This is a genomic window from Paenibacillus enshidis (assembly GCF_042136365.1).
In the GTDB taxonomy this organism is placed as follows: domain Bacteria; phylum Bacillota; class Bacilli; order Paenibacillales; family Paenibacillaceae; genus Paenibacillus; species Paenibacillus enshidis.
Genome location: NZ_JBHHMI010000014.1, coordinates 104,501 through 113,523, shown reverse-complemented (window position 1 = coordinate 113,523; position 9,023 = coordinate 104,501). Strand labels below are relative to the sequence as shown.

Annotated in this window: 11 protein-coding genes, 1 pseudogene and 2 riboswitches; of the genes and pseudogenes, 7 read left to right on the top strand and 5 right to left on the bottom strand. The window is 42.5% G+C overall.

Features of this window, described 5'->3' with window-relative positions; translation table 11 throughout:
• Positions 1–484 precede the first annotated feature (484 nt).
• Both ACE41H_RS16330 and ACE41H_RS16325 read right to left on the bottom strand, forming a co-directional pair.
• Positions 485–1,246, bottom strand: coding sequence for an SDR family oxidoreductase (locus ACE41H_RS16330; RefSeq protein WP_375356507.1), 762 nt, complete (start codon positions 1,244–1,246; stop codon positions 485–487).
• On the bottom strand, positions 1,243–1,653 hold the full coding sequence (locus tag ACE41H_RS16325) for a MerR family transcriptional regulator (protein WP_375356506.1): 411 nt from the start codon (positions 1,651–1,653) through the stop codon (positions 1,243–1,245). The genes ACE41H_RS16330 and ACE41H_RS16325 overlap by 4 nt, the downstream gene beginning before the upstream one ends.
• A 167-nt stretch (positions 1,654–1,820) precedes the next feature.
• Here ACE41H_RS16325 and ACE41H_RS16320 point away from each other — a divergent pair, with 167 nt between their 5' ends.
• A complete protein-coding gene (locus ACE41H_RS16320) occupies positions 1,821–2,321 on the top strand; it encodes a MerR family transcriptional regulator (RefSeq protein ID WP_375356505.1) in 501 nt (166 codons plus the stop codon).
• Between the two features lie 2 nt (positions 2,322–2,323).
• Positions 2,324–2,767 carry an SRPBCC family protein gene (locus ACE41H_RS16315; protein ID WP_375356504.1) on the top strand — a complete coding sequence of 148 codons (444 nt, stop codon included), beginning with the start codon at positions 2,324–2,326 and terminating at the stop codon, positions 2,765–2,767.
• Positions 2,768–2,881: 114 nt separating this feature from the next.
• On the opposite strand, the gene ACE41H_RS16310 is transcribed toward ACE41H_RS16315, so the two are convergent.
• On the bottom strand, positions 2,882–4,060 hold the full coding sequence (locus ACE41H_RS16310) for an MFS transporter (RefSeq protein ID WP_375356503.1): 1,179 nt from the start codon (positions 4,058–4,060) through the stop codon (positions 2,882–2,884).
• A gap of 78 nt (positions 4,061–4,138) precedes the next feature.
• On the opposite strand from ACE41H_RS16310, the gene yeiL reads away from it, so the two are divergent.
• The 4 genes and pseudogenes from yeiL to ACE41H_RS16290 all read left to right on the top strand — a co-directional run bounded on the left by yeiL (position 4,139) and on the right by ACE41H_RS16290 (position 6,344).
• Entirely contained in the window at positions 4,139–4,810 is a 672-nt protein-coding gene (gene yeiL, locus ACE41H_RS16305) for a transcriptional regulator YeiL (RefSeq protein ID WP_375356502.1), read from the top strand.
• 179 nt (positions 4,811–4,989) lie between these two features.
• Entirely contained in the window at positions 4,990–5,370 is a 381-nt protein-coding gene (locus ACE41H_RS16300) for an SIR2 family protein (RefSeq protein ID WP_375356501.1), read from the top strand.
• Positions 5,371–5,408: 38 nt separating this feature from the next.
• Positions 5,409–5,471: pseudogene (locus ACE41H_RS16295) on the top strand (hypothetical protein); the annotation flags it as partial.
• 126 nt (positions 5,472–5,597) lie between these two features.
• Entirely contained in the window at positions 5,598–6,344 is a 747-nt protein-coding gene (locus ACE41H_RS16290) for a hypothetical protein (protein ID WP_375356516.1), read from the top strand.
• A 164-nt stretch (positions 6,345–6,508) separates the two neighbouring features.
• On the opposite strand, the gene ACE41H_RS16285 is transcribed toward ACE41H_RS16290, so the two are convergent.
• Both ACE41H_RS16285 and ACE41H_RS16280 read right to left on the bottom strand, forming a co-directional pair.
• Entirely contained in the window at positions 6,509–7,012 is a 504-nt protein-coding gene (locus ACE41H_RS16285) for a methylated-DNA--[protein]-cysteine S-methyltransferase (protein WP_375356499.1), read from the bottom strand.
• Between the two features lie 47 nt (positions 7,013–7,059).
• On the bottom strand, positions 7,060–7,623 hold the full coding sequence (locus tag ACE41H_RS16280) for a bifunctional transcriptional activator/DNA repair enzyme AdaA (protein WP_375356514.1): 564 nt from the start codon (positions 7,621–7,623) through the stop codon (positions 7,060–7,062).
• Positions 7,624–7,899: 276 nt separating this feature from the next.
• Positions 7,900–7,987: riboswitch (cyclic di-GMP riboswitch) on the top strand.
• A 58-nt stretch (positions 7,988–8,045) separates the two neighbouring features.
• Positions 8,046–8,133: riboswitch (cyclic di-GMP riboswitch) on the top strand.
• A 13-nt stretch (positions 8,134–8,146) separates the two neighbouring features.
• On the opposite strand from ACE41H_RS16280, the gene ACE41H_RS16275 reads away from it, so the two are divergent.
• Complete coding sequence (locus ACE41H_RS16275; RefSeq protein ID WP_375356498.1) at positions 8,147–8,947, top strand: transglutaminase-like domain-containing protein; 801 nt, start codon at positions 8,147–8,149, stop codon at positions 8,945–8,947.
• The last annotated feature ends 76 nt before the right edge of the window (positions 8,948–9,023 follow it).

Genomic DNA, 9,023 nt, shown 5'->3' with positions numbered 1-9,023 from the left:
GCTGCTGTGTGTCAATTAGGGTACAACACTATTATTCGATTGGATCTGGCTGTTTATTGCTTAACCTGTTGACATTGATTTCCCATCTGGACGATTATAGGCAAGGATGGTTTTGAAACTGGCGATTTTTCTTATGACTATATTGCCAATTTGCTGAAAGGGCCTATTCCGGGAGAAAAAATGATCATTAAACCCAAGGGTTTCTATGCTGTTATGGACCATAGAGGGTCTTACGAAACCATGCCGGAGACTTGCTCCATCCTCCAAAAGCACATTGAGCAAAACGGAAAGAAGGTATGCGGAAATGCGTATGCAATGGATTTACTCAACTATTTCTCTGAGAAAAATCCGGACAGCTATGTCATTCGGATCGCAGTTAGGGTCTCAGTTTAGCGACCGTTGACAGCGCATTGTTGAGAAACAGGCCTGCCTCCGCATACGCACTAAGGGCATAGCAGAGGTAGAAATTTGGAACAAGTGTATTTTATTCAACTGCGTTTTTCGTGGCCTGATACATCTTTTCCGTGTACTCGTCGATTTCATCGCGCGACATGCGCAAGCGGCCTACAGAAGTACCATATCCAATTTCATGTTCGCCCTCTTCCAATCCTTTGAAAATGCCATCTGCGAAGGCATCCAATGGTTCTCCATGTACATGCAGCCCAGATCCGCCTAAATCTGTATTTACTGCCGGAGGGGCAATTTCAATGACTTCTACAGACGTTTCAGAAAGCTGGTGTCTTAGACTCATGGTAAACGAATGAAGGGCCGCTTTGGTCGCTGAATAGATCGGAGCAATTGCAAACGGTGTAAAAGCCAGCCCGGATGTCACGTTAATGATGGCCGCCTTTTCTTTTGCTGCAAAATATGGAGCGAACAGCATAGAGAGGTGGAAAGGCGCCTCAATGTTCGTCGTGATTTCTTTGTTGAAATCACTCCAATTGTTCTTCGCATCCGCTTTTAGCACATTAAATCGTTGTTGGATCCCTGCATTGTTAACCAACACATTCACTTCCGGATAGTTCTCCGTTACCCAATCAAACAAAGCTGCACGCTCGGATTCAATATCCAAATTACATACACGCGTAATGAGGTCTGGGAGTTTTTCTTTCGCATTTTGCAGTACATTTTCACGCCGTCCGCAAATGATGACTTTATTTCCGGCTTTCAGAAAGCGCTCCGCAAAGGCCAATCCGATTCCCGCACTTCCGCCTGTAATAAGTATTGTATTTCCTGAAAGTTTCATAATAGCGCCTCTTCTCCATTATTTTTCACTTCATTCTTCTTTCTTTCCTGAACCCGTTTTGTATAAGTTGCTATCTTTACGTCTATTCCTTCCAAGGCTTCATTCATCTGCGAAATTTCAGCCAGCACAGCTTGCTTGTGATTCTTCAACATTTCGAGCCGGAGTTCGGTAGTGTCATCTCCTTCTACGACCCAATCAATATACTGTTTGATCTCACGTATAGGCATGTGAGTGTTTTTTAAATAAGTAACGACTTTAAGGATCGTTATTTGAGTTTCTGAAAATAACCGTCTGCCGGCCTCGTCACGCTCAATGAGCGGCAGCAGCCCTTTTTTTTCATAATAACGCAACGTGGATTCCGGAACATTGAACATGGCTGAAGCTTCGCTAATTGAGTAATACTTCATCTGGAGGCCTCCAAATCATATCTTTCATTGTCGACAGGATTAGGATACGCCTTAAACCATGGTTTAAGTCAACAAGAAATAATTAATATTTCGATTGCACCTTACGTAACGTCATCTTTTATACTTAAGCTACCGGTAAACAGTTAGCGCTAACGAAGGAGTTTCTTATGGAACGTTATTGGAAGGTGGGGGACCTGGCAAAACTAACGGGGCTCACCGTGCGGACTTTGCGATTTTACGATCAAATCGGCTTGTTCTCGCCATCCGGCCAGACGGATTCCGGACACAGGCTGTACGATGAATCCGACCTGTCGCGACTGCAGCAGATTGTATCGCTGAAGGAATTGGGCTTGTCTCTGGAGGAGGTCAAGTCGGTCCTGAACGACAAGCAGTTCAGCCCGCTGGAGATCGTCAGCCTGCAAATGTCCCGCATCAAGGAACAAATCAAGCTGCAGCAAACGCTCCTTGAACTGCTTCAACATGTGTCCAAGTCAATGCAAGGGAAGGAACCGTTAGCGGTTGAAGACTTCACCGAACTTTTGCAAGCGATGAAAAAGAGCCATGAGAAGCTGGTCGTCGAGCGCCGGACAAGCTGGGAGCACCGTCTGGATTTACTGGGCAATTTTCTTGCCGCAGAAGAGGAAGATTGGAAATCTAAGGAGGATTAACTATGACTGAACGATTTGTCAAACACGCTACCTTCGTCGTGGAGCGGACTTATGCCGCATCGCCTGCGAGGGTCTACCAAGCCTGGTCCGATCCGGCTGCCAAAGCAAAGTGGTTCTCGAAAGCCGATATTTTCGAATTTCATGTCGGAGGACGCGAATACAGCAGCGGAGGTCCGCCAGAGGGGCCTGTCTTTACCTTTGATGCATGCTATCAGGAAATTGTGCCGGAGCAGCGCATCGTCTACAGCTATACCCTGGATTCGGGTGACACGCGTATCTCGGTCTCGATCACGACGGTCGAGCTCATTCCGATTGAAGGCGGCACGAAGCTGATCTTCACGGAGCAGGGGGCATTTTTCGACGGTCATGATACGCCGGAAGTGCGCGAGCATGGCACTAATGAGATGCTGAATGCACTTGGAAAAATACTCGAACAGGCGGAGTGACCATGTCTGCTGGCAGAATTCATGGTATAGTTTTGAATAGATTTTGAGGACATACAGAAGGGGTGCCAAAGGTACCCCTTAAAACTTGCGTTACAGACGGATCGGGAAACCGTATCATACATCATTTGAAACTGGCGTTTTCTTTCGGGACTCCAATGTCCGATGCACAAGTGCAAGCAGCATCGCTGGTACAGTACAAACAATCATTCCCAAAAAGGCGTATCTTGGCTCGATTTCATATAAATAGCCGCCAAAAATGGTGAACACCGCCGTGCTCCAGCTAAGTGCCAGAGCCGAGTACATCCCCTGTGCTTGCGGAACCTGTTCATGCGGGACATGTTTGATCAAGTATTTCATAAAGGCATAATGCCCCATCGCAAATGAGCATGCATGCAAGGTTTGCGCGATACTGAAAGCAATCACGTTCGGAAAGGCAAATACCAATATCCACCGCAGGGATGAACCGAGTGCAGCCAGTGCCAATAAGGAGCCTGCTGAAAAATTATGAAATTTCCGATCAGCGACTGCGAAAAAAATAATTTCTGCAATTACGGCAATGTTAATAATCAAGCCAATCAAATATTTCGGTGCATGGATTTCTTGCAGATAAATATAGCCGTAATTGTAATAAGAAGCGTGTGCTGCCTGCAATAAAATCACAATGACAAGCACCAAAGGAAAGTGTTGGATTTGAAATAGTTTTAGCATCCCGTTTCTTTTGCCTTTAACCGCTGGCGGTTTTTCAGATAAAACCGTGGGTGCGCTCATGAATCCAAGGCATACGAATACCGAAATGCCGAGTAACATTGCCCATAAGATGACCTTTTCCCCTATCGCCCCTGTAAAGATGGCCAAGATCAAACCTGTCACCACAAATCCAATGGATCCCCATAAGCGGCTTTTCCCGTAATGCTGTAATTGCTGACGCTGCACAAGGACTCCAGCTGCACTATCCAGAGTAGGCATTAACGCAGGGTAAACCAAATGTAAAAGTACGGTTACAGCAAGCAAGCTGCCGAAGGAATGGGATGGAATGTAACAGATAAGCGCAATCATCGTGCCGATAGCAGCTCCATTTAATAATGCTTTACTGCTGAATTTCCCCGACAATACAGGAAACACAATTAATGTGGACAATCCTCTTGCAACCAAACCCACGCTCATCATCAAACTTGCCTGTGACACCGTTACCCCTTTTGCATGAATCAACCATCCGGTCCAATAAGGCAAGAAAACTCCCCATGTAACAAAAAAGCTAAAAAATTGTCTGCTCATCCAGCGTTGTGTGTTCATTTTGTTCCCTCCACAGGTTGCATGATATCATGGAGGGGTATTTAGTAACATGAGAAATCTCATCTTTTGGGGTGGACTATGGAAATATATAAAAATGAGAAAAGAAAACATTATCTGGAGCAGCACTCCATAACACATTTATTTTCTTTTCCAATTGAAGAGTGTATAGAAGTGCATGAATATAAGCACGGTGAATGGATTATTAAGGAGGGCATGAGGCCGGATTATTTATTTTATGTCGTTGAAGGAAAGGCCAAAATTTATGTCACCCATCACAACGGGAAGGTGTCCCTGATTAATTTTATCCATGCTAAAGACTATTTTGGGGAAATGGAATTGTTGAATGAGGTGTATTATACAAAAGGGATTCAAACCTCTACCAGAACCGTTTGTTTTGCGTTTCCTTTTCATCGCTGCCGCGCACAAATGCTGGAAGATCCGTTATTTCTGCGCGGACTGACGAAGTTTCTGAGTGAAAAAGCAACCAAAATGGCTGCCAAATCTTCGCAAAGCCTCGCTTTCCCGCTTGAAATCCGGTTAGCGGATTTTATATTGCAAACCTCTGATGAAGGGGTCTATAAGGAAAAGCATGTAATCGTTTGTGATTTTCTAGGTGTTTCTTACCGGCACTTATTGTATGTGTTTGCACAATTTTGCGATAAAGGATATCTGCAAAAAGAAGGCCGTTACTACCGCATTCAGCAGTATGACTCCTTATATGAACTTGCCGGGATGCTGGGGAATAAATAACTTAATTGCTTGGCTATATACCCTACAATTATATAGAACTGATGCTGAGCCGTTCCATAAATGTCGGTAACGACTTTGTATGTTGAATAACTGGAATTTTATTTGTTTTGTTGAGCGTCGTATAGTACATTTTATTATTATAGTTCTACAAAATTGTTGCACCTAAAGGAGGCTAGTTTATGAGCAGTTCTTTGGACATTTTAAGACAGAGTAACGAATATCCTGTAGTGTTTATTGGTTCAGGTATATCCAAGAGGTACCTGGCTGACTTCCCGAGTTGGGAGGAGTTGCTTCAACGATTTTGGCGACAATTGAATATAGAAACAGATTTCTATGCTTTTTTAAATCAACTTAGAAATAAAGTCAGGGAAAGTTATGTATCTGCAACCGATAGTGAAGTGGCTTATTACACCAATATAGAGGCTGGAACAATAATAGAGTCCTCGTTTAATGAAAAATTTTATGCACAGGAAATCGAAATTGAAAACTTTACGCAACAACAAGCCTATCGAACACAAATCTCACCTTTTAAAAAAGCAATTTCAAATCATCTATTGTAATTTCTAAGGAGGACTATAGCCGATTTGATAAAAATTCGGTGCTTATCAGTACTAAAATTATCTCCCTTTTAGTTCATTCTCCAATTATTTTCTTGGGATATTCTTTAACTGATTTAAATGTTAGAAAAATCATTCAGGATTTTTCGACATCGCTCACTTCGTCAGAAATAAAGAGAATGAGTTCTCGGATAATTATTGTTGATCGAGTGGAAGGGATGCAGGAATTGTTGGAGAGGACGGTATATGATAAAGAATTAGGGTGTGAGTACACGGTAATTCAAACCGACAATTTCACTGAATTGTACGAGAAAACAGTTCAGATTAACCAAGGGGTATCCCCTTCAGAAGTTAGGCGTTTCCAGCAAGTTATAAAAAAATTAATTGTTGATAGTGGAAAAAAAGGGAGCTTAAATACTTTGTTGATTGCGCCAGAGCAATTAGAGGAGCTCGAAAAAAGAATAGGTGACGAGAAACTTGTAGTAGCTTTAGGTGACGCAACTTATATATTCCGGACACCAGATCTAATTTCATATGTGGAGGATTATATTTTTAATAAAAACGAGATACCTACTGAAATTGCACTTAGATATGTTGCGAGTCAGGGTAACACTGCTAAGATACCATTCTTCAGGCATGTTGAAATGGTTGATATTGATAAGACTGGTCTTAATGCAGTGGAGAAAGAGAAGATTAAGCAACGAATTGAACGATATCACGATTTAAATAGTTGTACTAGCGGAATTAATGCGTCTTATACAATAAGAATGAACTCGATTGAGGAAATACTTTCCTGCTGCTATAAAGAGCCAAAAGAACAGGACATTATCGCTTACAACATACATAGGCTAGCTAGGGATCAGATCGAAGCATATATTAAGAGGAAAATTGAAGTCGCGAAAGAGATTGGAGCAGGAAGTTTAAGTACTTCAATGCGGAGGTTGCTACTGGCATTCGATTATATATGCTCAAATTAAAAGAGGCCATCGCTGAACCACCGAAGTGATTGCCAATGACCCCTTGAATCTAACCCAATTATACATGATACCATGATTAATATCAATGGTTCATCGTCTATTGGGTCATGGTTAAAATGCACTTATGGCCAGAAAAGTATTCATCCTTGCACTTTATACCAAATTTAGGGAAAATAGTTTGGTGATACATCTTTTCTCAAACGTTGCTCATGCTTAAGAAGCCATTCCTTTCGCCATAAGCCGCCCGCATAGCCGGTTAACTTCCCGTTTGTACCAATAATTCGGTGACAAGGGATGACAATGCTTAATTTGTTTTTACCGTTTGCACTGCCGACCGCTCGTATGGCCTTTTCATTGCCAATGGAAACAGCAATATCTTTGTAGGACCATGTTTGTGCGTAGGGTACTGTTTTTAAAGAATTCCAGACTGTTTTTTGAAATTCGGTACCTTCATATATATAAGGAAATGTAAATTCAGTGCGCGTGCCTTTAAAATATTCATCAAGCTGATCATGGCAAAGCTTCAAAGCCTGGGGAGTTTCGTCATGGATAGCATTTATGATGTGATCCCGTTCTGTGAACAGGATAGAGTATACAGCTTGATCTGTTCCTTGTATTTCAATCATTCCAATGGGTGATTGGTAATCTAATATATGCAGTCTGCTCATATAAGGACCTCCAAGATAAAAGGTAGGCAGGCTCTCCAGCCTGCCGGTTAGAGTTCTTTGCTCATCTTACGAAACTCGCTTGGCGAGCAGCCTTTTAAGCTTCGAAACACTTTGTAAAAATTAGAGAGACTTTGAAAGCCAACCTCATAACCAATTTCAAGATTGGTCATACTGGTCGTTTGAAGAAGCTGTACGGCTTTATCGATGCGCACTTTGTCCAAAAAAGTACGTGGAGTCTCTGATGTTTCTTTTTTAAATAGCCTTTCAAGATAAAAGGGACTTAGACCGACCTGTTCCGCAACATCATTCAGCTTCAAATTTTGTTTATATTGATTCACTAAAATCGTCGTAATACTTTTAACGAATTCACTATGAGGAGAATGCTCAACCTCGGGCTGGCATCTTTTGCACGCACGATAGCCAGCCTTTTCAACTTCACTGATATTATGGTAAAACTCAACGTTTATTTTTTTGGGTTTTCTGGACCTGCAGGAAGGACGGCAGTAGATTTTCGTTGTTTTCACAGCTGTATAAAATAATCCATCATATCTCCGGTCGCAGGCAATGATTTTTTCCCACATCTCGTCAAATGAAAGATTTATACTGGTCATCACTTAATCGCCTTCCCTCCCAGTCTAGTTTTCATACTAAATGTAATGTATCCTGTGACTCCCATAATTCCTGAATGACCGACATTTTGCTTCCCCCTTCTGTTTATTGTAACTCATTTTATCAAGGAGGCTTTATTATTTCGTCCTCATTCTTGCTCTTATGGTCTGAGAGAGAATCGAAAAAGATCATCGAATGGGCGCAGAAATCAATGAATCTTGTAAATTTTCTCTTGATAGAAATAGAGATGTCTGGTAAGATAGTCTCACAAAAGCTACTCACGATAACGGCAAACTTGTCGAAAGGCGAGGACGCAAAGCTATAGGGCCTAATTGACGATATGTCAGATGGCAGCCAGCTACCGAAAAGAAGACGCTTTTTTTGTTTTCATTGGACAAAAATATATTGATATCTGGAAACTCTAGCACGATAACGGCAAACTTGTCGAAAGACTGGGACGCAAAGCTACAGGGCCTTCTTGACGTTATGTCAATGGCAGCCTGGCTACCGAAGGGAGTTTACAGTATGCGCAACGCAATATTCGCGATTGTAGGACTTTTTGCGTTATTATTGTGGGCTCCATTAGTACAAGCTACCCAATCTCAAAATTGGCTGGGCTTGGAACAGCTGGACCGTGGTGTGATCGTTATTCGATATGACGTGAAAGCCGGCATGAAGACAAAGCTCATGATTGCAAAAGGTCAGGACAAATATACATATATGCTTTTGCCGAACAAACGTCAGGAAGCATTTCCGCTGCAGATGGGCAACGGTGATTATATGGTTACCGTACTGGAACAGATCAGCGGTACCAAATACAAGATCGTTCAGGAAGCGCCTGTTACGCTTCAACTGACGAACAATAGCAAAGTGTTTCTGGGCTCTGTACAAAATATCAATTGGAGCGAACAGGACAAGGTCGCTCAGCTTGCAAAGAAGCTGACCAGGTCCGCTCAATCTGACGAGGAAAAAGTGCAGGCTATTTATGAATATGTTGTGGGTACGATCAGATACGACAAGGCACTTGCAACCAGTGATCTGACGGATTACCTTCCCGATATCAACCGTACGATTACCGGACAGAAAGGGATGTGCTACGACTATGCCTCCCTATTCGCTTCCATGCTGCGGAGCATCGGTATTCCAGCCAAGCTAGATATGGGAACATCGGAATACGTCGATGTTTACCACGCCTGGAACGAAGTTTATTTGAACGGGAAGTGGGTAACCATTGATACAACGGTCGATGCGGGCTGGAAAGCCAGCGGGGCTGATTTTAAAATGATTAAAGACGCCGCTCGTTATTCAGTATCCAAGTATTACTAAAATAGTATACATTCAATCTAAGCTTTGGACAAATGTCCAAGGCTTATTCGAGTTTGTAGAGAAATTGTAGAGATCG